The following is a 21,833-nucleotide window of genomic DNA, read 5'->3' as shown; positions in this document are numbered from 1 at the left end:
TGGAAACATTCCAAGAATATATAGCAGGCCGAATTGGAAGCGCGAGTGGTTTCAAATGCCGGCCAACGCGCGCCATGCATGCCCCTCATCCTGAGGAGCGCGCTTCTAGCGCGCGTCTCGAAGGATGAAGGCCCGGCCGGTGGCCTCGCCCTTCGAGACGCGCGTTCCGCGCTCCTCAGGGTGAGGAACGGGCACCGCGGCGCGCCGCACTGACGCAACAAAAAAGCGCGGAGCCGAGCCCCGCGCTTTCGAAAAACTTGCCTGGTGGCGAAGCTTACTCGCCGACGGCGGCCTGACGGTCCTGCTTCTCGACGATGCGGGCCGACTTGCCGCGAAGGTTGCGGAGGTAATAGAGCTTGGCGCGACGCACCTTGCCGCGGCGCACCACCTTGATCGAGTCGATCATCGGGGAGAGCAGCGGAAACACGCGCTCGACGCCCTCGCCATAGGAGATCTTGCGGACGGTGAAGCTCTCGTTGAGGCCACCGCCGGAACGGCCGATGCAGACGCCCTCATAGGCCTGCACGCGGGTGCGGTCGCCTTCGACGACCTTCACGTTGACGATCACGGTGTCGCCGGGGGCGAATTCCGGGATCTCCTTGGTGGCGGAGAGCTTCTCGAACTGCTCTTTTTCAAGCTGTTGGATCAGGTTCATGGGGTAATCTCCATCGGCGCGCCCAGCCGCAGATCGGGGGCTGCGCGAAATTCGTCTATCCAGCTATTGCGGATGTGGCCGCTCCTATAAGGCAAGCCGGAGCGTTTGTCACCCGTCTGTCTTGTTTTTTGGCGTTTTTTGGCGACGGGGGCGATTCGGGGGCTTGGGCGGGATTTGGGCCCATAAATCCGGCCGTCGGGCTTCTGTCAGCGCCTCGGATTGCGCCCGCCGCCAGCTAGCAACCTTGGCGTGGTCGCCCGAGGTCAGGATGTCCGGGATAGGGACCCCCTCGAACAGCTGCGGGCGGGTGTATTGGGGGTATTCGAGCAGGCCGTCGGAGAAGCTTTCCTCGGTTCCCGAGGCTTCCTTGCCCATCACCCCCGGCAGCAGCCGGACGCAGGCGTCGATCAGGGCCAATGCTGCGATTTCGCCCCCGGAGAGCACGTAATCGCCGATCGAGACCTCCTCCAGGCCCCGAGCGTCGATCACTCGCTGGTCGATCCCCTCGAACCGCCCGCAGACGATCAGCGGGCCGGGCCCCTGGGCGAGCTCGGCGACGCGGGCCTGGGTCAATGGCCGACCCCTAGGGCTCATGAGGAGGCGAGGCCGCTCCGGGCCGATCCCGGCCGCATCGATGGCGGCTGCCAGAACATCGGCCCGCAGCACCATGCCCGGGCCACCGCCGGCGGGGGTGTCGTCGACGCTGCGGTGGCGGTCGGTGGCGGAGGCGCGGATGTCTCGCGCCTCGATCTCCCACAGCCCCGAGGCCAGCGCCCGGCCGGCCAGGCTCACGCCGAGCGGTCCCGGAAACATCTCGGGAAACAGCGTCAGCACCGTCGCGCGCCAGGGTGAGGGGTGGGTCATTGTTTCCCGATCTCGTCGTCCCGGCGAAGGCCGGGACCCATAGCCACCGCAGCTGGTTTTGCGATGGCTGGAGCGATCAGCTTAGCCAAAACCACGCTTTGTGGTTATGGGTCCCGGCCTTCGCCGGGACGACTCGCGGAGGGATCGTCGCCCTCGATCTCCTGCGGCAGCTCGATCACGACACGGCCGCCTTTGAGATCGACCTCCGGCACCACCGCATTGGAGAACGGCAGCAGCATCGTCGTGCCCTTGAGAGGCGCGATCTCGATGATGTCGCCGGCGCCGAAATTATGGATAGCGAGCACGCGGCCGAGCGCCTCGCCGTCGGTGGTGACGGCGGCGAGCCCGATCAAATCGGTGTGGTAATATTCGTCCTCGTCCGTCGCGGGCAGTTTTTCGCGCGCGACGTAGAGCTCGATGCCGTTGAGGCGCTCGGCCTCATCGCGGGTCGTGACGCCCTTGAACGTCGCGACCAGATGGTCTTTCGCCTCGCGCGCCGTCGCAACCTCGAACTGGCGCTTGCCGTCCTTGGCGAGAAGCGGACCGTAGCGCTTCACGGCAAACGGATCCTCCGTGAAGGTCCATAGTTTGACCGCACCGCGCACACCATGCGCGGCGCCGATCCGCGCGACGCAGACCAGCGCCGACATGATCTAGCCTTAGCCCTTCGCGGCGGCTTCGGCCTGCGCCTTGCGCTCCTTGCGCGGCACGGCCTTCTCGGGGTTGTTGCGCGCTTCGCGCTTCTTGACGCCGGCGGCGTCGAGGAAGCGGGACACGCGGTCGGACGGCTGCGCGCCCTTGGCGAGCCAGGCCTTCACCTTCTCCATGTCGAGCTTCAGACGGGTCTCGTTGTCCTTCGGCAGCAGCGGGTTGAAATAGCCGAGACGCTCGATGAAGCGGCCATCGCGGGGGAAACGCGAGTCAGCGACGACGACGTGATAGACGGGACGCTTCTTGGTGCCTGCGCGGGCGAGGCGGATAACGACGGACATTCAGTTCTCCTTCGAAGTACGGTTTGCAAAGTACGTTTTGTTCGGTTGATTGGTATTCCGCGTCACGCGAGACCGGTTGAGATCCCGTGCGACGAATTCCTCATTTCTTCTTGCCCGGGAAACCGCCGAGGCCCGGCAGCGTCGGCTTGCCGCTCAGCCCGGTCAGTCCGGGAAGGTTCGGCAGACCTTGGCGAAGACCGGCCGGCAGATCCTTCGGCAAATTCGGCAGGCCTTGTCCGCCGCCGCTCTGCATCTTCTCCTGCATCGCCTTCATCTCTTCGGGCGAGGGCATCTTCATGCCGCCGCCAAAGCCCATCGCCTGCGCGATGCCGGCGAGCGGGCCGCGCTTGCCCGAGCCCATGGCCTTCATCACGTCGGCCATGTTCCGGTGCATCTTGAGCAGCTTGTTGACGTGCTCGACGCTCTGGCCACTTCCTGCAGCGATGCGCTTCTTGCGGCTGGCCTTGAGCAGATCCGGATGACGGCGCTCGTCGCGCGTCATGGAATCGATGATCGCGACCTGGCGCTTCAAAATCTTGTCGTCGATGCCGGCCGCCGCGATCTGGTTCTTCATCTTGGAGATGCCGGGCATCATGCCCATCAGGCCGCTGATGCCGCCCATGTTGGACATCTGCAACAGCTGCTCGCGCATGTCGTTGAGGTCGAACTGACCCTTGCGCATGCGCTCGGCGGTGCGCGCGGCCTTCTCGGCGTCGATATTGGCGGCGGCGCGTTCGACCAGCGAGACCACGTCGCCCATGCCGAGGATGCGGCCGGCGATACGATCAGGGTGGAAATCCTCCAGCGCATCGGTCTTTTCACCGGTGCCGATCAGCTTGATCGGCTTGCCGGTGACCGCGCGCATCGACAGCGCAGCACCGCCGCGGCCGTCGCCGTCGACGCGAGTCAGCACGATGCCGGTGAGGCCGACGCGCTGGTCGAACGAGCGCGCGAGGTTCACCGCGTCCTGGCCGGTGAGGCTGTCGGCGACCAGCAGCACTTCGTGCGGATTGGCCGCGGCTTTGATCGCCGCCGCCTCCGCCATCATCTCTTCGTCGAGCGTGGTGCGGCCGGCGGTATCGAGCAGCACGATGTCGTAGCCGCCGAGCTTGCCGGCTTCCAGCGCGCGCTTCGCAATCTGCGGCGGCTGCTGCCCTGCCACGATCGGCAGGGTCGGAATGTCGAGGTCGCGGCCGAGCACGGCCAGCTGCTCCATCGCCGCCGGGCGATAGACGTCGAGCGAGGCCATCAGCACCTTGCGCTTGTCACGCTGGACCAGGCGGCGGGCGAGCTTTGCGGTGGTGGTGGTCTTGCCGGAGCCTTGCAGGCCGACCATCATGATCGGCACCGGCGGCACCGAATTGACGTCGATGGTCTGGCCTTCGGCGCCGAGCGTGTTGATCAGCTCGTCATGGACGATCTTGACCACCATCTGGCCGGGTGTGACCGACTTGACGACGGTGGCGCCGATCGCCTGCTCGCGCACGCGCTCGGTGAAGCTGCGCACCACTTCGAGCGCGACGTCGGCCTCCAGCAGCGCGCGGCGCACCTCGCGCATCGCGGCGTCGACGTCCTTTTCGGTCAGCGCACCGCGCCCCGTCAGACGATCGAGAATGCCACCAAGCCGTTCCGACAGATTGTCGAACAATGCCGTTGTCCTTCTTTACCTCTCCCCGCCTGCGGGGAGAGGTCGCCGCCCTCTTGGGCGGCGGGTGAGGGGGTACGGGACCATCTACGCGCATCACACGCGGAGAGAGCCCCTCACCCCGACCCTCTCCCCGCAAGAGCGGGGCGAGGGAGCAGAAAACCAAACACCTTTGCGCCCGAGGGCGCACAGCGCTGTCGGGCGTTGACCTCCGGCCTCGAGGGCCGGTCGGCGGGTCGAAAAGAAAGCCTTTCCGAGAAAGTGGCGGGGTTAAACGCCGCTCCCGCCCAAAAGTCAAGGAAAGTTAGGGTGCCGGGGCGCCTTTTGTAAGATAAGACTATGAAAATAAAGTATTTTTGGCGACGGGTTCCTTTTCCGCCGGCCCCGCCCATATAGGCGGTGATGTCTTACCACCCCGACCATCCCTAGAAGCTCGCCCGTGCCGGTCACCCGTCGCCGCCTTTTCGGACTGCTTGCCGGAGCCGGTGCGCTGGTCGGCGTCCCCTCCCTCTGGATGTCCCGCATGAAGACCTACGACGGCCCCGCCTCCGACCATTTCAACGGTCTGCACTTCTTCGATCCGGACGGCGCGCCGCCAAAATCGCTTCGTGAGGTGCTGCGCTGGCAGTTCAGCGGCAAGCGGCAGCGGGCGGCCTGGCCGGACTGGGTTCCGAGCCCCCATGCCGACACGCCGCCGGAGCGGGTCGATGGCGGCAAGGTGCGGCTCTCCTTCGTCGGCCACGCCAGCTGGCTGATCCAGGCCGGCGGCCTCAACATCCTGGTCGATCCCGTCTGGTCGTCGCGGGTGTCGCCGGTCAACTTTGCCGGGCCGAAGCGGCACAACGATCCCGGCATCGCCTTCGAGAAGCTGCCGAAAGTCGACGTCGTGCTGGTTTCGCACGGCCATTACGACCATCTCGACATGGCGACGCTGTCGCGGCTCGCCAAGAATTTCGGCCCGCGCGTGGTCACCCCGCTCGGCAACGACGTGACGATGCGCGGCGTAGATCCCACGATCAGGGCGGAGGCGTTCGACTGGCACGACCGCGTCGAGCTCGGCGAAGGCGTCGCCGTGCATCTCGTGCCGACCCGGCACTGGACCGCGCGCGGCCTGTTCGACCGCAACAAGGCACTGTGGGCGAGTTTCGTCTTGGAGACACCGGCGGGGAAAATCTACGTGGTCTGCGATTCCGGCTATGGCGATGGCCGGCATTTCCGCCGCGTCGCCGAGAAGCACGGAAAGCTGCGCCTCGCCATCCTCCCCATCGGGGCCTACGAGCCGCGCTGGTTCATGCGTGACCAGCACATGAATCCCGAGGACGCCGTGAAGGCATTGGCCGATTGCGGCGCCGAGGCCGCGCTAGGGCATCACCACGGCACGTTCCAGCTGACGGACGAAGCAATCGACGCGCCGGCCAAGGCGCTGGTGGAAGCGCTCGATGCCGCGAAGATTCCGCAGGAGCGGTTTGTGGCGATGAAGCCCGGGCAGGTGGTGGAGATTTAGGTCGTGTACCCGTAAACCCGGCGGCGTGATGCGACGAAAGCAATGTCGCTTTGGTCCTATCGCGACAAGTTCGTGCGGCTCTGCGCCGTTGAACCAGAAAGCCCATGACGCAACAAAACACCATGGATTTCTTTCGGTCGGAAGACCTTGATTGATCGATGGATGGAGCCGGCCTGTGGGATTTTTGCTGAGAATTGTGCTTGCAACCGCTCTCGTGAACCTTGCTCCAGCCGTCGTCCAGGCGAAGAACGCCGTCGCTTCTCCTGCCTTGCAGAAGGAATTCGATGGCTTCATCGAGAAGTTTCGCGCGGCGCTGAAGGCAAACGATTCCGTCGCCGTCGCCGGTATGACACGATTGCCGTTCATGAACGACAACGCAATTCGCGACGCCGCGCAATTTGGCGCCAAGACCTATCGGACCTCGTTCACGGCGAAAAATCGCGCGTGCATCCAGCGCGGCAAGGCCGTCTACGATCGCGATGATTATAAGAACGACAGTTACTTCGTCTTCTGCGGCGAGCTCATCTTCGTCTTTACCAAGACGCCGGCGGGGTTCCTTTTTACTGATATCAGCGCGAATGATTGATTAGGTGTTGCGGCGATGTGCCTCTTACGAAAGAGGTTACTGCCCCGCCTTGATCGCCCAGCTCACATTCACCGTCACCGACAGCGTTTCCTCGCCCGGCGCAACCGCCGCCGGCGCGGCCATCGGCGCCGTTGCCATCCGCGCCTTGAACAGCGGCACCGGGGCGCCGCCTTCCGACACGCTCAGCGGCGCGCCAAGCGTCACGCCGGTGGCCTTCGCATAGATCTCCGCCTTGCGCCGGGCGTCGGCCACCGCCTGCTCGCGCGCGTCGTCGAGCAGCCTCGAGGCCTGCGTCACCTCGAACGAGATATTGCCGATGTCGTTGGCGCCGGCGCCGACCAGCGTGTCGATGATGCCGGCCACCTTGGTCACGTCGCGGATCTTCACGGTGACGCGGTTGGAGGCGCGGAAGCCTGTTACGGGCGAGGCGCCGGTGGATTTGTTCTGGCCGTATTGCGGCTGCAGCGAGAGCCGCGAAGTCTGGTAATCCTTCTCGGCGATGCCGGCGCCCTTCAGCGCCAGCAGCACCTTGCCCATCGCGGCGTTGTTGGCATCGGAAGCTTCTTTCGCCGTCTTGGCGTCATTGGCGACACCGGCGTCGATCTGCGCGAGATCAGGCGCCACCGATACGGTGGCTTCGCCGTTCACCGAGATCGCGGCGGGAAAATCGTCGGCGCGCGCGGGCGCGGCCAGCAGCGTGATGGCAAAGACGGCGGCGAGTACGGCAGGCTTTTTCATCAGTCTCACTTCAGCGGCACGAAAACATTGATCACGAGCTTGTCCTCGGCCGTCTTCAGGGGATCGGTGAGGTACTCCTCGATGAAGGTGTCCTTGGCTTCCAGTCTCTTGTCGTCGAGGTGATTGGTGATCGCCTCATAGGTGTTGTCCATGTTGTCGTAGGAGCCGCGATGGACGAATTTCAGCGCCTTGCCCTCCGGCGATTTGCCGACGCTCATGTCCTTGGGCAGGTTCTTGGGATCCTGATCGACCGGGATCTCGGCGAGGAAAGTGAAGCCGGTGTCATCCGTCGAGGTGTAGACGATCATCGAATTGCCGGCGTGCTTGATGCCCTGCTTGTCCAGCAGCGTGTTCAGCGCCTTGAAGGCGTCGATCAGCGTGTCGAAGGCGGAATCCCAATTGGCAGTGCCCTTGACCATCACGACCTTCTTTGGCTCGAGCGTGGTCTCGAGGCCGAAGGGATCGGCAGTCTGCACCGGGGCAGGAGTGGCGGCCGCAGCCGGCGGGACGGTCGGGCTCGGTGAGGGCGAGGCGCTGGCCGCCGGCGACGGTGTTGCGACAGGGGCGGGCGACGCGCTCGCGGCCGGGGAGGGCGATGCCGATGGCGCCGGGCTTGCAGAGGCGGCGGGCGCCGGGCTCGGGGACTGCGCCAGAACCTCGGACAGGCCAAGCGACAAGGCCGCTGCCGGGATCAGCGCGGCCAGAGCGAGACGACGAAAACTGGTCATTACTATTCTCCCCAAGGCCCCCGGTCCGCCAGGGCCTCAATTCATCAAGACCTTACCCACCAAGGCCTTAACCCGGCCGCGCGTCCCGGTTCGCGCGAGCCGCGCCGTTCTAACACGCGAGCGCCGAATTCGTCCCATGACAGATGCGTCATGGCAGATGTCCTGCTAGCGGTGGCAAATCACTGGCCAAGCAGGCAAGGATCGCCATATAAGGCAGGCGAAATTCGGGAATTTTCATGAGCGCGCTGGCCAACCACGCATTTGCCAAGATGAACGGCATCGGCAACGAGATCGTCGTTGTCGACATGCGCGATTCCGCAGGCCGGGTGACGCCGGACGATGCCCGCGCCGTGGCGTCGGCGCAAGGCGGCGTGCCCTACGACCAGCTCATGGTGCTGCAGAAGCCGCGGCTCGACGGCACCGAGGCCTTCATCAGCATCTACAACAATGACGGCTCGGAGGCCGGCGCCTGCGGCAACGGCATGCGCTGCGTGGTCCGCCGCATCTTCGAGAAGACCGGGCAGGCCACGGCGACGTTCGAGACCGCCGCGGGCCTGCTCAATGCCTGGCAGGGTCCGGCGGCTGATCTCTACACGGTGGACATGGGCGCGCCAAAGTTCGGCTGGCAGGACATTCCGCTGGCGGAAGAGTTTCGCGACACCCGCTACATCGAATTGCAGATCGGGCCGATCGATAATCCCATTCTGCATTCGCCCTCAGTGGTGAGCATGGGCAATCCGCACGCGGTGTTCTGGGTCGACGACGTCAACGCCTACGATCTCGGCCGCTTCGGTCCGCTGCTCGAAAATCATCCGATCTTCCCCGAGCGCGCCAACATCACGCTCGCCCATATCGTCGATCGCGAGCACATCACGATCCGCACCTGGGAGCGCGGTGCTGGTTTGACGAGGGCCTGCGGTTCGGCGGCTTGCGCCACCGCCGTTGCGGCCGGGCGCCTGAAGCGCGCCGCGCGCAAGGTCGAGATCACCCTGCCCGGCGGCAAGCTCGGCATCGAATGGCGCGAGCGCGACGATCACGTGCTGATGACGGGCACGGCGACCTTCGAATATGAGGGCAATTTCGATCCGGCGCTGTTCGCGCCGGTCGGGTAATGACCGTCGAGATCGTCACCTTCGGCTGCCGCCTCAATGCCTTCGAGGCCGAGGTGATGCGCCGCGAGGCGGAGGGCGCGGGGCTTTCCGATACCATCGTCATCAACAGCTGCGCCGTCACCAACGAGGCGGTCGCGCAGGTGCGCCAGTCGATCCGCAAATTGAAGCGCGAGCGCCCCGAGGCACGCATCGTCGTCACCGGCTGCGCGGCGCAGACGCAAAGCCAGATGTTCGCCGATATGGCCGAGGTCGATCGCGTCGTCGGCAATGACGACAAGATGCGCGCATCTGCATGGCAGCAAACGCGTAATGCTTTCGACATCGGCGCCAGCGAGAAGATCGCCGTCAGCGACATCATGGCTATCAGGGAGATGGCGCCGCATCTGATCGACGGCTTTGCCAGCGGCCTGCCGCGCGTGTTCGTGCAGGTGCAGAACGGCTGCGACCATCGCTGCACCTTCTGCATCATACCGTTCGGCCGCGGCAATTCGCGCTCGGTGCCGATGGGTGCAGTGGTCGATCAGGTGCGGGCGCTGACCGAGCGCGGCCATGCCGAGATCGTGCTGACCGGCGTCGATCTCACCAGCTATGGTGCTGACCTGCCGGGCGCACCAAAACTCGGCATGCTGACGAGGCAGATCCTGCGGCATGTGCCGGAATTGAAGCGCCTGCGGATCTCCTCGATCGATTCGATCGAGGCCGATGCCGATCTGCTCGACGCCATCGCCGACGACGCGCGCCTGATGCCGCATCTGCATCTGTCGCTGCAGTCAGGCGACGACATGATCCTGAAGCGCATGAAGCGGCGGCACTTGCGGCAGGATGCGATCGCGTTCTGCAACCAGGTCCGCCGCCTGCGCCCGGATATCGCCTTCGGTGCCGACATCATCGCGGGCTTCCCGACCGAGACCGAGGAGATGTTCTCGCGCTCGCTCGACCTCGTCGAGGAATGCGGCCTCACGTTCCTGCACGTCTTCCCCTATTCCCCGCGCCCCGGCACGCCCGCCGCGCGGATGCCGCAGGTTGCGGGCGGCGTGATCAAGGAGCGTGCGAAGCGACTTCGTGCGGCTGGTGAAGTGGCCTTGCGGCAGCGGCTGCAAGCCGAGATCGGCGCAACGCGCGAGGTGCTGATCGAGAGCGCGGGGCAGGGCCGCACCGAGCACTATCTGCCGGTGGCGATTGCGGGCGAGCGCGTGGGAAGCATCGTGCCGGTGATGATCGCCGGCAGTGATGGCGAGCGGCTGACGACGTAATCTGCGGTCATCCCACAACTGCATCCCCAACGTCGTCCTGGCGAAAGCCAGGACCCATTACCCCAGGGCGGAATTGTTGTATGCGATTGATAACCACCAGCCTTCGCAAAACCAGGGCCGGTGGTAATGGGTCCTGGCTTTCGCCAGGACGACAGCGGAATATTTGACCCGTAGCACGCCCCAAACGCGCTCTGCTACGACGCCCTGACCTGCCAGAACCGCAGCGTGCGCCGTGCATTCTCCGCCGTCATTCTTGCGTAATGCCCCTGCGCCTTGGCAAGGTCGGCCGGCTTCATCGCACCGGTCGCAAAACGGCTTTCGAGCACGGCGGCTGTCGTTTCCCAGCTGAGCTGCGCCGCCTTGCACGGCACCAGGAGGCCGTCCTCGCGCAGGCTCTGCATCAGCGGTCGAATCACCTCGACGGTCGATCCGGACAACGCCGCCAGGGCGGCGGCGGTCTCCTCATAGCGTCGCTGTCTGGCAAAGCCGGACAGCGTCGCCTCGTTGAGCTGGCCGGTGGCCTTGAGGCCCGCGATGGCGCGCTTGGCGCCTTCGAAATCGCGAACGCCCGACATCTCGCGCTCGACGCCGACGGTGACGGCGGCAATCGCGCTCTGGATCTCCTCGAACAGGTGCGGCGGCGCGCGCGACAACAGGCGCGTGCGCACCACATCCGTCGCCGAGCGCAGCAGCCGGCGGCGCATATCCGAGGGCAGGTCGACACGGACGCCGACGCTGACGGCGAGCTCGGGATCGCTTTCGGCCTGGCCGACGATGACGGCGAATCCGTTTCCGGAGACGCGCGCGCCGGGATTGGCGGCGAGCCGCCGGCTGACGCTGGGATAGCGCCGCGCCAGCAGCGCATCGGTGACGATCTCCTTCAGCCACCAGCGGCCGGCGACCGCGAGCAGATGCGGCTCGCCCTTATTGGAGGCGATCTTCACCAGCTCGCCGTCGTCGAGGCGCGCGGATTCCTGCAGCACGGGGCCGGCAATGCGGATCTCGTCATTGTTGGCGAGGCGGCGGATCACCGAGGGCGGCGCCTGCGCGATCGGCGCAAGCTGCGCGCTGATCTCGGCCAGCGCGACGCGTGCACCCATGTCGGCAATGGCGCGCAGCTCGATGGTGCGGATCAGACGCTCGAGCACGTCGTCGAACAGCGCGATCTGCTCGTCGCTGAAACTGCCGGCGGAGGACAGGAACAGGTCGGTGACGCGCCGCGCCGTTTCCAGGCCCTTTTCCGGCGAGCCGATCCGAAGTGCGGATTCGACCTCGTCGATGATCGATAGCTCGGCCTTGGGCATGACGCGCGGCTCGTCCTGAGCGGATTGACGGAAGCTTGTTCTAAGCAACCGTTATCATTAGAGGCGAGCACTGAACGTTTCGTAAACCATGGCGCGGATGAGAACGAGGTGCCGGCCGCAGCGGCGCTGTGCTCCCTCTCCCGCTTGCGGGAGAGGGTTGGGGAGAGGGTGTCTCCGCGGTGAGACTCCCCAAGAGGAGAGAGCCCTCACCCGCGCCTTCGGCGCGACCTCTCCCGCGAGCGGGAGAGGTTAAGCAACACCGCCGCTATTCCCCATTCCAGCCGCAGGCGCGGAGCTTCTCGTGCATATGCGGCGGGGCCGGGGCCACCACGCGGACCGGCTCCTTGTTCCGGGAGATCGGCACCACGATCTCGCGAGAGTGCAGATGCAGGCGCGGCTCGCCAAAGCGCGGGCCGTTGCCGTAAATGTTATCGCCGAAGATCGGCCATCCGCTCTCGGCCGAATGCACCCGCAATTGATGGGTCCGCCCGGTCACCGGTTCCATGGCGAGCCAGGTGAAACCGTCGCCCCGGCCCATCACTTTCCAGTTGGTGATGGCCTTCTGCCCGTCCGGGTCGGGCTTCTGCCACCATCCGCGTTCGGCATTGAGCCGGCCGAGCGGCATGTCGATCGTGCCTTCATCTTCGGCAGGGCCGCCCTCGACCACGGTCCAGTAGGTCTTGCCGATCTTGCCATGCTTGAACAGCAGGCCCAGCGATGCTGTCGCCTTGCGATGGCGCCCGAGCACGAGGCAACCGGAGGTGTCCTTGTCCAGCCGGTGGGCCAGCACCGGCGGCCGCGGCAGGCCGAAGCGGAGCGCGTCGAAGGAGTCCTCCAGATTGGCGCCGCCCTTGGGGCCGCGATGCACCGGCAGGCCGGCCGGCTTGTCGATGATCAGCATCAGCCCGTCGCGATGGAGCACGCGGGCCTGGATCTCGTCGGCGGTCAATTCGGGAACATCGAGCAATTGCAAGACTTTCGGTCAAGGCTTTCGTTTGCGAGCCGGAACGGCTAACACGCCACCATGAACGATACCACCTCCGACACCCCCAAGCTGAGCTGGTGGCGCCGCCTGTCCAACGGGCTGAAGCGCACCTCGTCCTCGCTCGGGACCGCGGTCGCCGACCTCGTCACCAAGCGCAAGCTCGACCGCGCCATGCTCGACGACATCGAGGACGTGCTCTTGCGCGCCGACCTCGGTACCTCCGTCGCGGTGCGGATCGCGGATGCCGTCGGCGCGGGACGCTACGACAAGGCGATCTCGGCGGACGAAGTCAAGGACGTCGTTGCGACCGAGGTCGAGAAGGTGCTGTCGCCGGTGGCAAAGCCGCTCGAGATCGATGCGGCCAGGAAGCCGTTCGTGATCCTCGTGGTCGGCGTCAACGGCTCCGGCAAGACCACCACCATCGGAAAGCTCTCGCAGAAATTCGCATCCGAAGGCCGCAAGGTGATGCTCGCCGCCGGCGACACGTTTCGTGCCGCAGCGATCGAGCAGCTCAAGGTCTGGGGCGAGCGGACCAAGACGCCGGTCATCGCGGGCGCGCAAGGTTCGGATTCGGCCAGCCTCGCCTTCAACGCGCTCACCGCCGCGAAGGAGCAGAACATCGACGTGCTCCTGATCGACACCGCCGGCCGGCTGCAGAACAAGGCCGAGCTGATGAACGAGCTCGAAAAGGTCGTGCGCGTGATCCGCAAGGTGGATGACACTGCGCCGCATGCCGTGCTGCTGGTGCTGGATGCTACTGTCGGCCAGAACGCGCTGTCCCAGGTCGAAGCCTTCCATCGCACCGCCGGGGTCACCGGCCTCGTGATGACCAAGCTCGACGGCACCGCGCGCGGCGGCATCCTGGTGGCGCTCGCGGAGAAGTTCAAACTGCCGGTGCACTTCATCGGCGTCGGCGAAGGCGTCGACGACCTCGCGCCGTTCACCGCGCGCGATTTCGCCCGCGCGATCGCCGGAATCGAATAGCTTCATCCTTCGAGACGCCGCTTGCGCGGCTCCTCAGGATGAGGTCGTGCCACATAAGAGGTCCTCATCCTGAGGAGACCGCGAAGCGGTCGTCTCGAAGGATGGGAGAGACGGAAGAGAGAATGGACAAGACCCAGCCGCATCCGCTGTTCAAGCTTGCGACCGAGCTCGGTCCGCTGCTCGTGTTCTTCTTCGTCAATGCGAAGTTCAACCTGTTCGCCGCGACCGGCGCCTTCATGGTCGCGATCGTCGCGGCGATGGCCGCCTCCTATGTGGTGACGCGCCACATCCCGATCATGGCGATCGTGACGGGCGTGATCGTGCTGGTGTTCGGCACGCTGACCCTGGTGCTGCACGACGAGACCTTCATCAAGGTCAAGCCGACCATCATCTATGGCCTGTTCGCCGCGATCCTCGGCGGCGGCTTGTTGTTCGGCCGCTCCTTCATCGCCGTGATGTTCGACCAGATGTTCAACCTGACGCCGCAGGGCTGGCGCATCCTCACGCTGCGCTGGGCGCTGTTCTTCGCCGGCATGGCGGTGCTGAACGAGATCGTCTGGCGCACCCAGAGCACGGATTTCTGGGTGAACTTCAAGGTGTTCGGCGTCACCCCGATCACGATGATCTTCGCCATCGCCCAGATGCCGCTGACCAAGCGCTACCACCTCGAGCCGGTGTCGCTGGAGACCAGCGAGGCCGAGGCGGGGGACGTGCGGAAGGGATAGCTCTTTCATGTCATTCCGGAGCACGCGAAGCGTGAATCCGGAATCTCGAGATTCCGGGTTCGGCTCTGCGAGCCGCCCCGGAATGACGGTGATTACTTCAGCGCCTTCTCCATCTGCGGCAGCAACACCTTCTGCAGATTGTCCGGCGTGATCGGGCCGACCAGCTTGTAGACGATGGTGCCCTCGCGCCCGACGACGAAGGTTTCGGGCACGCCGTAGACGCCCCATTCGATCGAGGCGCGGCCGTTGGCGTCGACGCCGACGCGGCTGAACGGGTTGCCGTAGCGCCCGAGGAAGCGGCGCGCGTTGTCGGCCGCGTCCTTGTAGTTGATGCCGACGAGCTGGAAGCGCTTGTCTTTGGCGAGTTCGGTCAAGAGCGGTGCTTCGTCATGACAGGGCACGCACCATGACGCCCAGACGTTGACGAGGCTGACCTGGCCCTTGAACGCGGCGGGATCGAGCCCCGGCACCTGTGCGCCGTTGTCCTGCAATCCCTCGAGCTGCGGCAGCGCGGTCTGAGGCGCGGGCCTGCCGATCAGCGCGGAGGGAATCCGCGAGGGATCGCCGCTGCCGAGCCGGAACCAGAACAACAGCGCCAGGGCGATGAAAGCGATCAGCGGCAGCACCATGAGGAAGGTGCGGCGCTGCGGCGCGCCGGAGGTCGATTGATTGCTCATGACGCGTCCATCGCGCTGCGGCCCGAGCGGCGGGTGACGCCGCTACGGTCGAGCTCGCGCAAGCGCTGCGTTTGGCTGCGATAATCGAGTACGATCCAGCCGATCAGGATCGCGATCACGAGGGCCGCAGCGGCATAGGACGTTACGATGAAGGATGCGTAGGGGCCGAGCGACATGATCATGCGGCCCCTGTTGACACGTTTTCTTCACGCGGACCGGTGCCGACTTCGCTCGAAAACGCGACGCGGCTCGCCTGCATCATCTGCAGCGAGCGGACACGGCGGCGCAGGATCTCGTTGCGCATCGCCGCCAGATGCAGCGTGACGAACAGCAGCGTGAAGGCGATCGCCATCACCAAAAGCGGAATCAGGAAGGATTTGTCGAGCGTCGAGCCGCCCATGCGCATCACCGAGGCCGGCTGGTGCAGCGTGTTCCACCAGTCGACCGAGAACTTGATGATCGGCAGGTTGATCGCGCCGACCAGGGTCAGCACCGCGGCGGCGCGCGCCGCGCGCGAGGGATCGTCGACCGCACGCCACAGCGCCATCAGGCCGAGATACATCAGGAACAGGATCAGCACCGAAGTCAGCCGCGCGTCCCATTCCCAATAGGTGCCCCACATCGACCGGCCCCACAGCGAGCCCGTGAGCAGCGCGAGGAAGGTGAAGCTGGCGCCGATGGGAGCCGCCGCTTTTGCGGCGACGTCGGCGAGCGGATGCCGCCAAACCAGCGTGCCCAATGAGGCGATGCTCATCACGCCCCACACGAACATCGACAGCCACGCGTTGGGCACGTGGATGAACATGATTTTGACGGTCGCGCCCTGCTGGTAGTCGTCGGGCGCAAGCGCGGATTGATAGAGGCCGACGGCGAGCAGGATGACGGTCGCGGCCGCAAGCCACGGCAACACCCGCGTTGTCAGCGCGAGGAACCGCGTGGGGTTGGCGAGGTCGATCAGCGTCATGGTATCCTGATAATCACCGGGGGCTGCTCACGCAATCAGCATAAAAGTGGGCAGCGAAAGTTGATCGGGGTCAAGGTCAGTCCAGCCCATGCCGCAGGCTCGCCGCCGCCGCGAAGGGCCCGACCACGAGGCTGACCAGCGACAGCGCGCACAGGATCGAGAACGGCGCCCCGAACGTCATGGGACCGACGATCGCGGCCTGCGAGGCGGCAACGCCGAAGATCAGCACGGGAATCGACAGCGGCAGCACCAGCACCGCCATCAGCAGCCCGCCCCGATGCAGCGTCACCGCCAGCCCGGCGCCGATCATGCCGGTGAAGGTCAGGGCCGGCGTGCCCGCCAAGAGCGTCAGTGCCACCGCGCCGGTTGCGACCATGTCGAGGTTCAGCAACAGGCCGAGCACCGGGGTTGCGACAATCAGCGGCAGGCCGGCGGCCAGCCAATGCGCCAGCGCCTTGGCGGCGCAGGCCAGTTCCAGCGGGGTCCGGCTCATCGTGATCAGGTCGAGCGAGCCGTCCTCGTGGTCGGCCATGAACAGCCGGTCCAGGGTGAGCAGGCTCGCCAGGAGCGCGCCGAGCCAGAGGATCGCCGGTCCCAGCCGCGACAGCAGCGCCAGGTCCGGCCCCACCGCGAACGGCATCAGCACCACCACGGTTAGGAAGAACAGCACGCCGATCAGCGCCCCGCCGCCGACGCGGAGCGCGATTCTGATATCCCGGCGGATCAGGGCGGACAGGGCCGTCATGGGGTGCTCCCTTCGTGCCCCAAAGGCGGTGCGCTCCCTCCCCCGCTTGCGGGGGAGGGTTGGGGAGAGGGTGTCTCGACAACGAAGACTCCCCCAGAGGAGAGATCCCGCACCCGGCGCCATAGCCGATGCAAAGCATCGGCGTTCTTAAGAAACGGCGGCCAAGGGCCGCCTATGCCGACCTCTCCCGCAAGCGGGAGAGGCGAGGGAGCCCGCGGCGACGGCTGCGTCCCGGGTGCGAGAGCTTCGCCTGGCCGCTTGGAAAGCTGAGGGTCCGCCATCTTCACGCCGCACCCCCGATCCGCAGCTCCCGCGAATCGATCCCGAGCGGCGCGTGGGTGGCGGCGATGATCATGCCCCCGCGGGCCAGGTGCTCGCGCATCAGGCCGCCGAACATGTCCTGGCCGGCTACGTCCAGTGCGGTGGTCGGCTCGTCCAGCAGCCAGATCCGGCGCCTGATAGTGAGCAGCCGGGCCAGCGAGAGCCGGCGGCGCTGGCCGGCGGACAGGAAGGCCGCGGGCAGATGGGTGGCGTGGTCGAGGCCGACGGCCTTGAGGCTCGCGGCGGCGTCAGAACGCTCGCCGCCGAGAAAATCGGCCCAGAATGCCAGATTTTCCTTAACGCTCAGCGCCGGCTTCAGGGCGTCGCGATGGCCGAGATAGTGGCATTGCTCGGGCAGCGTCATTTCGGTGTCGCCCCCGTCCAGTACGATCGTCCCGCCGGCGGGAATGAGCAGGCCCGCGATCAGCCGCAGCAGTGACGTCTTGCCCGACCCGTTGCGACCCGTCACCGCCACCGCCTCGCCGGAGGCCGCCTCGAAATCGAGCCCGGAAAACACCTCGCGCCCGCCGCGCACGCAGGCGACCCCGCGTCCGGACAGCTGCATCTTGCCTTGGTCCAATCCGCTCAAAGCCAGGCCTCAGGAAATCTTGGGGTAGCGCATGGGAATTTTTGGCTCAGCAATTGCTGCGGCACGATTGTGGCTGTGGCGGCGCGGTTAGAAAGCTTCTATAAGCCCGGAACTACTTGATGCAGCAACTCAACCTGCCCCTGCAAGCGACCCAGCCTGCTACGCTGACGGTGTTAAAATACCCTGCCGGGTATAACTAACAATTGGGATTTCCTACATGACCTCGCTCGACAGCTTCAAATGCAAAAAGACCCTCAAGGTCGGCGCCAAGACCTATGTCTATTACAGCCTGCCCACGGCCGAGAAGAATGGTCTGAAGGGAATTTCGAAACTCCCCTATTCGATGAAGGTCCTGCTCGAGAACCTCCTGCGCAACGAGGACGGCCGCTCGGTCAAGAAGGAGGACATCGTCGCGGTGTCGAAATGGCTGCGCAAGAAGTCGCTGGAGCATGAGATCGCGTTCCGCCCGGCCCGCGTGCTGATGCAGGATTTTACGGGCGTTCCGGCCGTGGTCGATCTGGCCGCAATGCGCAATGCCATGCAGAAGCTCGGCGGTGACGCCGAGAAGATCAATCCGCTGGTGCCGGTCGATCTCGTCATCGACCACTCCGTGATCGTGAACTTCTTCGGCGACAACAAGGCCTTCGGCAAGAACGTCGCCGAGGAATACAAGCAGAACCAGGAGCGCTACGAGTTCCTGAAGTGGGGCCAGAAGGCGTTCTCGAACTTCTCCGTCGTGCCGCCCGGCACCGGCATCTGCCACCAGGTCAATCTCGAATATCTCTCCCAGACGGTCTGGACCAAGAAGGAGAAGATGACGGTCGGCAAGAAGACCGGCACCTTCGAGGTCGCCTATCCCGATTCGCTGGTCGGCACTGACTCCCACACCACCATGGTCAACGGTCTCGCCGTGCTCGGCTGGGGCGTCGGCGGCATCGAGGCGGAAGCCTGCATGCTCGGCCAGCCGCTGTCGATGCTGCTGCCCAACGTCGTCGGCTTCAAGCTGAAGGGCGCGATGAAGGAAGGCGTCACCGCGACCGACCTCGTGCTGACCGTCACGCAGATGCTGCGCAAGCTCGGTGTCGTCGGCAAGTTCGTCGAATTCTTCGGCCCGGGCCTCGACAACCTCTCCGTCGCGGACAAGGCCACGATCGCCAACATGGCGCCCGAATACGGCGCGACCTGCGGCTTCTTCCCCGTTGACGCTGCCGCGATCGATTACCTCAAGACCTCCGGCCGTGCGGCGCCGCGCGTCGCGCTGGTGCAGGCCTATGCCAAGGCGCAAGGCCTGTTCCGCACCGCCAAGTCGGCGGATCCGGTGTTCACGGAAACGCTGACGCTCGACCTTGCCGACGTCGTGCCGTCGATGGCCGGTCCGAAGCGTCCCGAAGGCCGCATCGCGCTGCCGTCGGTCGCCGAAGGTTTCTCGGTTGCGCTCGGCACCGAGTACAAGAAAGCCGAGGAGCCGAAGAAGCGCTTTGCCGTCGAAGGCAAGAATTTTGAGATCGGCCATGGCGACGTCGTGATCGCCGCGATCACCTCCTGCACCAACACCTCGAACCCGAGCGTGCTGATCGGCGCGGGCCTCTTGGCGCGCAACGCCGCTGCGAAGGGCCTCAAGGCAAAACCGTGGGTGAAGACCTCGCTCGCCCCGGGCAGCCAGGTGGTCGCGGGCTATCTCGCCGATTCCGGTCTCCAGGCCGATCTCGACAAGGTCGGCTTCAACCTGGTTGGTTTCGGCTGCACCACCTGCATCGGCAATTCCGGTCCGCTGCCGGAGGAGATCTCGAAGTCGATCAACGACAACGGCATCGTCGCCGCGGCCGTGCTCTCCGGCAACCGCAACTTCGAAGGCCGCGTCTCGCCGGACGTGCAGGCGAACTATCTGGCCTCGCCGCCGCTCGTCGTCGCCCACGCGCTCGCGGGCAGCGTGACGAAGAATCTCGCCGTCGAGCCGATCGGCGAGGGCAAGGACGGCAAGCCGGTCTACCTCAAGGACATCTGGCCGACGACGAAGGAGATCAACGCCTTCATGAAGAAGTTCGTGACTGCGTCGATCTTCAAGAAGAAGTATGCCGACGTGTTCAAGGGCGACACCAACTGGCGCAAGATCAAGACCGTCGAGAGCGAGACCTATCGCTGGAACATGTCTTCGACCTATGTGCAGAACCCGCCCTATTTCGAAGGCATGAAGAAGGAGCCGGAGCCGGTCACCGACATCGTCGAGGCGCGCATCCTCGCCATGTTCGGCGACAAGATCACCACCGACCACATCTCGCCGGCCGGTTCGATCAAGCTCACCTCGCCCGCGGGCAAGTATCTCAGCGAGCACCAGGTGCGCCCCGCCGACTTCAATCAGTACGGCACGCGTCGCGGCAACCATGAAGTGATGATGCGCGGCACCTTCGCCAACATCCGCATCAAGAACTTCATGCTGAAGGGCGCGGACGGCAACATCCCCGAGGGCGGTCTCACCAAGCACTGGCCCGACGGCGAGCAGATGTCGATCTACGACGCCGCGATGAAGTACCAGCAGGAGCAGGTGCCGCTGGTGGTGTTCGCCGGCGCCGAATACGGCAACGGCTCCTCGCGCGACTGGGCCGCGAAGGGCACGCGTCTGCTCGGCGTGCGCGCCGTGATCTGCCAGAGCTTCGAGCGCATCCATCGCTCCAACCTGGTCGGCATGGGCGTGCTGCCGCTGACCTTCGAGGACGGCACCTCCTGGTCGTCGCTGGGCCTCAAAGGCGACGAGAAGGTCACGCTGCGCGGCCTCGTCGGCGATCTGAAGCCGCGTCAGAAGCTGACCGCGGAGATCGTCTCCGGCGACGGTTCGTTGCAGCGCGTTTCGCTGCTCTGCCGCATCGATACGCTGGACGAGCTCGACTACTACCGGAACGGCGGCATTCTGCACTATGTGCTGCGCAAGCTCGCGGCCTAAGCGCGAATTTGTGAACGGTGGCTCACTGCGACGTGAGTAGAAGGTTAAACGAAGGCGGCCTATCACAAGGCCGCCTTCGCGCGTTTGCGGCATGCTTTGGATGGGCCCATCCGGCGGAAACTCGGCTTTGCACGGTTTCCTGGATGGTTGAGCAGGCCGCGCCCCGTAAGACTACGGTGACCATCAATCGATAAGATTCCCCCTCCCACGAGCTTTGGTGTGCGGCGTTCGACATGACAACAATGACGGCTTCTCCCCTGATTTCACGTTGGTCCGGTGCCCTCTGGTCGGGAGCACTCGGCATCTGTGCGATCGTCGCCGTCATCCGTCCCGCCCACGCCGATCCCCGCGCCGTTGTCGAATTGTTTACCTCGCAGGGCTGCTCGTCCTGCCCGCCCGCCGACAAGATCATCGGCGATCTCTCCAGCGATCCCTCGATCATCGCGCTGAGCATGCCGATCGACTATTGGGACTATCTCGGCTGGAAGGACACGCTGGCGGATTCGCGTTTCTCTGCACGGCAGCGTGCCTATTCACGCATGCGCGGCGACCGCGAGGTCTACACGCCGCAGGTCGTGGTGAATGGCTCGACGCATGTCATCGGCAGCGATCGCGCCGGCATCGAAAGCGCGATCGGCAAGACCGACAAGGGCACCGGCGTGATGAGCGTGCCGGTGACGATGTCGCTCTCGGGCAAGCAGATTAACGTGTCGGTGGCCGCGAGCAAGGAGCCGGCGGTCTCGCACGGCGAGGTCTGGATCTGCTCGATCGCCAAGTCGGTGCCGATCTCGATCGCCAAGGGCGAAAATCGCGGACAGCAGATCACCTATCACAACGTGGTGCGCAACCTGCTCAAGGTCGGCGACTGGACCGGCCGTCCGGAAAGCTGGACGGTGCCGCTGGAGAACCTCACGCGCGACGGCGTCGACGGCGCGGTGGTCTATGTCCAGGACGGCAGCCGCGAGAAGCCGGGCCCGATGCTCGGCGCGGCGTACACCTCGCTGCACTGATTCGAATTTCTCTTGAGCGTCGCACTCTGCTCTCAACCCTCATGGTGAGGAGCGCGCCCTTGCGCGCGTCTCGAACCATGTAAGGCCCCGCTGATGCAGCGTGGCCTCGCATCCTTCGAGATGCCGCGCGAAGAGCGCGGCCCTCAGGATGAGGGGAGAGAGTTTGCGCAGCGGTGGCGGGGAAGGTTTGTCGCGGCCGGAAACATCCCGACACAAACAAAAAAGGACCAACTCGCGTTGGCCCTCCTTGTCGCGCGTACAGACCCGATCCTGTTCGACCCCGGGGGGCTGGGGGCTGAGGAATCCGGAACCGAAAGGACCGGGTCAACGCACACCCGTCTTTTCGCAATGCAGGGCGGCAGGCGCTTGGCGGAAAAGCGGCGAGACTAAGATTCTTGCGCACGATCCCGTGACGGTTCGTCGCGACAGAGTTCCACCCCTGCGTGTGGTCTGGTTCGCATCCGATTCCATCGGTTGAGCCGTTCGGCTCTTGGGCCTCTTTTCCGGGTTCCAT

22 protein-coding genes are annotated in these 21,833 nt (G+C 65.2%); 8 read left to right on the top strand and 14 right to left on the bottom strand.

Annotated elements, in window-relative coordinates:
- Positions 1-274 precede the first annotated feature (274 nt).
- The 5 genes from rplS to ffh all read right to left on the bottom strand — a co-directional run bounded on the left by rplS (position 275) and on the right by ffh (position 4,159).
- Entirely contained in the window at positions 275-655 is a 381-nt protein-coding gene (gene rplS / locus ACVJ19_RS12295; RefSeq protein WP_018643929.1) for a 50S ribosomal protein L19, read from the bottom strand.
- Positions 656-763: 108 nt separating this feature from the next.
- Positions 764-1,519: a tRNA (guanosine(37)-N1)-methyltransferase TrmD gene (gene trmD, locus ACVJ19_RS12290; RefSeq protein WP_453948909.1), complete on the bottom strand. Its 756-nt coding sequence runs from the start codon at positions 1,517-1,519 to the stop codon at positions 764-766.
- A 104-nt stretch (positions 1,520-1,623) separates the two neighbouring features.
- Positions 1,624-2,169 (bottom strand): ribosome maturation factor RimM, encoded by a 546-nt coding sequence (gene rimM / locus ACVJ19_RS12285; protein WP_453948910.1) that lies wholly within the window; start codon positions 2,167-2,169, stop codon positions 1,624-1,626.
- A 9-nt stretch (positions 2,170-2,178) separates the two neighbouring features.
- Positions 2,179-2,511 (bottom strand): 30S ribosomal protein S16, encoded by a 333-nt coding sequence (rpsP, locus tag ACVJ19_RS12280; RefSeq protein WP_166811321.1) that lies wholly within the window; start codon positions 2,509-2,511, stop codon positions 2,179-2,181.
- A gap of 100 nt (positions 2,512-2,611) precedes the next feature.
- On the bottom strand, positions 2,612-4,159 hold the full coding sequence (ffh, locus tag ACVJ19_RS12275; RefSeq protein WP_453948911.1) for a signal recognition particle protein: 1,548 nt from the start codon (positions 4,157-4,159) through the stop codon (positions 2,612-2,614).
- A gap of 436 nt (positions 4,160-4,595) precedes the next feature.
- Between ffh and ACVJ19_RS12270 the strand changes: the two genes are divergently transcribed.
- Entirely contained in the window at positions 4,596-5,660 is a 1,065-nt protein-coding gene (locus ACVJ19_RS12270) for an MBL fold metallo-hydrolase (protein ID WP_453948912.1), read from the top strand.
- 175 nt (positions 5,661-5,835) lie between these two features.
- Positions 5,836-6,246: a hypothetical protein gene (locus tag ACVJ19_RS12265; RefSeq protein ID WP_453948913.1), complete on the top strand. Its 411-nt coding sequence runs from the start codon at positions 5,836-5,838 to the stop codon at positions 6,244-6,246.
- 36 nt (positions 6,247-6,282) lie between these two features.
- Here ACVJ19_RS12265 and ACVJ19_RS12260 read toward each other — a convergent pair whose 3' ends face one another.
- Both ACVJ19_RS12260 and ACVJ19_RS12255 read right to left on the bottom strand, forming a co-directional pair.
- On the bottom strand, positions 6,283-6,984 hold the full coding sequence (locus ACVJ19_RS12260; RefSeq protein WP_453948914.1) for an SIMPL domain-containing protein: 702 nt from the start codon (positions 6,982-6,984) through the stop codon (positions 6,283-6,285).
- Positions 6,985-6,989: 5 nt separating this feature from the next.
- Positions 6,990-7,712 carry a GyrI-like domain-containing protein gene (locus tag ACVJ19_RS12255; protein WP_453948915.1) on the bottom strand — a complete coding sequence of 241 codons (723 nt, stop codon included), beginning with the start codon at positions 7,710-7,712 and terminating at the stop codon, positions 6,990-6,992.
- A 236-nt stretch (positions 7,713-7,948) separates the two neighbouring features.
- Between ACVJ19_RS12255 and dapF the strand changes: the two genes are divergently transcribed.
- Together dapF and mtaB are read left to right on the top strand one after the other, a co-directional pair.
- The gene (dapF, locus tag ACVJ19_RS12250) at positions 7,949-8,824 is read left to right on the top strand and encodes a diaminopimelate epimerase (protein WP_453948916.1); all 876 of its coding nucleotides are present in this window, start codon (positions 7,949-7,951) and stop codon (positions 8,822-8,824) included.
- On the top strand, positions 8,824-10,077 hold the full coding sequence (mtaB, locus tag ACVJ19_RS12245; protein WP_453948917.1) for a tRNA (N(6)-L-threonylcarbamoyladenosine(37)-C(2))-methylthiotransferase MtaB: 1,254 nt from the start codon (positions 8,824-8,826) through the stop codon (positions 10,075-10,077). The genes dapF and mtaB overlap by 1 nt, the downstream gene beginning before the upstream one ends.
- Positions 10,078-10,271: 194 nt before the next feature.
- On the opposite strand, the gene ACVJ19_RS12240 is transcribed toward mtaB, so the two are convergent.
- Both ACVJ19_RS12240 and ACVJ19_RS12235 read right to left on the bottom strand, forming a co-directional pair.
- Positions 10,272-11,381: a DUF2336 domain-containing protein gene (locus ACVJ19_RS12240; RefSeq protein WP_453948918.1), complete on the bottom strand. Its 1,110-nt coding sequence runs from the start codon at positions 11,379-11,381 to the stop codon at positions 10,272-10,274.
- 265 nt (positions 11,382-11,646) lie between these two features.
- Positions 11,647-12,348 (bottom strand): RluA family pseudouridine synthase, encoded by a 702-nt coding sequence (locus tag ACVJ19_RS12235; protein WP_453955103.1) that lies wholly within the window; start codon positions 12,346-12,348, stop codon positions 11,647-11,649.
- Positions 12,349-12,405: 57 nt separating this feature from the next.
- Here ACVJ19_RS12235 and ftsY point away from each other — a divergent pair, with 57 nt between their 5' ends.
- Positions 12,406-13,350: a signal recognition particle-docking protein FtsY gene (gene ftsY / locus ACVJ19_RS12230; protein ID WP_453948919.1), complete on the top strand. Its 945-nt coding sequence runs from the start codon at positions 12,406-12,408 to the stop codon at positions 13,348-13,350.
- Between the two features lie 122 nt (positions 13,351-13,472).
- Positions 13,473-14,075, top strand: coding sequence for a septation protein A (locus ACVJ19_RS12225; protein ID WP_183249435.1), 603 nt, complete (start codon positions 13,473-13,475; stop codon positions 14,073-14,075).
- Between the two features lie 92 nt (positions 14,076-14,167).
- Here the strand turns inward: ACVJ19_RS12225 and ACVJ19_RS12220 are convergent, their stop codons facing one another.
- From ACVJ19_RS12220 to ccmA, 5 genes are all read right to left on the bottom strand, one after another.
- Positions 14,168-14,752, bottom strand: a complete 585-nt coding sequence (locus ACVJ19_RS12220) for a DsbE family thiol:disulfide interchange protein (protein ID WP_453948920.1) — start codon at positions 14,750-14,752, stop codon at positions 14,168-14,170.
- Positions 14,749-14,934 (bottom strand): heme exporter protein CcmD, encoded by a 186-nt coding sequence (gene ccmD / locus ACVJ19_RS12215; RefSeq protein ID WP_453948921.1) that lies wholly within the window; start codon positions 14,932-14,934, stop codon positions 14,749-14,751. Before ccmD ends, ACVJ19_RS12220 begins: the two co-directional genes overlap by 4 nt.
- A complete protein-coding gene (locus ACVJ19_RS12210; RefSeq protein WP_453948922.1) occupies positions 14,931-15,716 on the bottom strand; it encodes a heme ABC transporter permease in 786 nt (261 codons plus the stop codon). Before ACVJ19_RS12210 ends, ccmD begins: the two co-directional genes overlap by 4 nt.
- Positions 15,717-15,792: 76 nt before the next feature.
- Entirely contained in the window at positions 15,793-16,461 is a 669-nt protein-coding gene (ccmB, locus tag ACVJ19_RS12205) for a heme exporter protein CcmB (RefSeq protein WP_130362890.1), read from the bottom strand.
- Positions 16,462-16,744: 283 nt separating this feature from the next.
- Positions 16,745-17,347 carry a heme ABC exporter ATP-binding protein CcmA gene (gene ccmA, locus ACVJ19_RS12200; RefSeq protein WP_453948923.1) on the bottom strand — a complete coding sequence of 201 codons (603 nt, stop codon included), beginning with the start codon at positions 17,345-17,347 and terminating at the stop codon, positions 16,745-16,747.
- A 241-nt stretch (positions 17,348-17,588) separates the two neighbouring features.
- On the opposite strand from ccmA, the gene acnA reads away from it, so the two are divergent.
- Both acnA and ACVJ19_RS12190 read left to right on the top strand, forming a co-directional pair.
- Complete coding sequence (acnA, locus tag ACVJ19_RS12195; protein ID WP_453948924.1) at positions 17,589-20,309, top strand: aconitate hydratase AcnA; 2,721 nt, start codon at positions 17,589-17,591, stop codon at positions 20,307-20,309.
- Positions 20,310-20,542: 233 nt separating this feature from the next.
- The gene (locus tag ACVJ19_RS12190; protein ID WP_453948925.1) at positions 20,543-21,319 is read left to right on the top strand and encodes a DUF1223 domain-containing protein; all 777 of its coding nucleotides are present in this window, start codon (positions 20,543-20,545) and stop codon (positions 21,317-21,319) included.
- The last annotated feature ends 514 nt before the right edge of the window (positions 21,320-21,833 follow it).

The sequence above is a fragment of the Bradyrhizobium sp. USDA 376 genome (genome assembly GCF_054063675.1).
This window is presented reverse-complemented; position numbering and strand designations above follow the sequence as displayed.